We start from the raw sequence: 434 nt of genomic DNA, 5'->3' as shown, positions 1-434 counted from the left end.
ACTTCGTAGGTATTGTGTCCAGAAATCCACAAAGTTCTACCATGAGGATCGACAAAAGCTGAGTAACCGGTATTGGTTGCTCGTACTGTCCATCTATCATTTTCAATAGCGCGCATGATATCTTGAGCATGATGCTGGGCTGGCATGACCCGACTATAGTGAGCATCGTTAGAAGGGCTGAGTATAAATTCTCCTCTTTGACGACGGAAGTGTTCAGCAAAAGCAGATTCGTAACAAATCCCAACGATCGCGCGACCAAAAGGTGTATCAAATACTTGATTGGGTGGACCTGCAATTTGATGTTCGTCTAAAGGTGATAGTCTCTTGACTATACCACCCAAAATTTCTTGAAACGGAACGTACTCACCAATAGGCACCATTTTTACTTTCCCGTACTTACTCTTGATTTCACCATCCTTAGTGAAAGTAAACAA

General features: G+C 42.6%; 1 protein-coding gene. It reads right to left on the bottom strand.

The features are described 5' to 3' along the window. Positions 1-434: apolipoprotein N-acyltransferase (lnt, locus tag G4P69_RS24005; protein WP_243903038.1), on the bottom strand; the 434-nt coding region annotated here is incomplete at both ends.

The sequence above is a fragment of the Aetokthonos hydrillicola CCALA 1050 genome (assembly GCF_017591665.1).
Classification (GTDB): Bacteria; Cyanobacteriota; Cyanobacteriia; order Cyanobacteriales; family Nostocaceae; genus Aetokthonos; species Aetokthonos hydrillicola.
Note: the sequence above shows the minus strand (reverse complement) of the source record. Positions and strands in the feature narration are given on the sequence as shown.